Annotated in this window: 1 protein-coding gene; it reads left to right on the top strand. The window is 36.9% G+C overall.

Going from position 1 to position 550, the window contains the following annotated elements:
- Positions 1–550: hypothetical protein (locus R0J87_RS18440; protein WP_498887987.1), on the top strand; the 550-nt coding region annotated here is incomplete at both ends.

Here is a 550-nt window from a genome sequence, read left to right as displayed (position 1 = left end):
ATGAAAATCATCCTGCTTATCGCATTATTGATAATTTAGAAGCAGAAATCAAGCAATACGATATTATTATTTATACGCCTGTTTTAAGCACTGGCGTGAGTATTGACCTCCCAGACTATTTTGATGCTATTTACTCCTTTAATCAAGGGACACAATCAGAAAATAGTACCCGTCAGATGCTATCTCGATTAAGAGATAATACCCCCATTCACTTATTCCTTAAAAAAATTGGGAACGGTAAGCTCGATGGAGGAGAGACAGAAGTTAATGAAGTGCTAAGAAGTAACAAAGCACGAACAAAACAGAATCTTAGTAACCTCAGAAAACTAAAGCATTATGACATTGAATTTGGGAACAATAGTCAACATGATTATGCCTATGCTCAATGTATTGCTACGCATAACTTAGGCTTGAGCGCATATCGAGAAATTGTCTTGGAAGGCTTGCGACGGGAAGGCTACGATATAGAACACATGGAAGATTTAGACCAAGAAACAAAACAAGAAATCAGAGAAGGAATGAAGGAAATTAAAGAGGGAAATTACTCTCG

The sequence above is a fragment of the Halomonas sp. SIMBA_159 genome (genome assembly GCF_046536035.1).
GTDB classification, from domain to species: domain Bacteria; phylum Pseudomonadota; class Gammaproteobacteria; order Pseudomonadales; family Halomonadaceae; genus Vreelandella; species Vreelandella venusta_A.
This window is presented reverse-complemented; position numbering and strand designations above follow the sequence as displayed.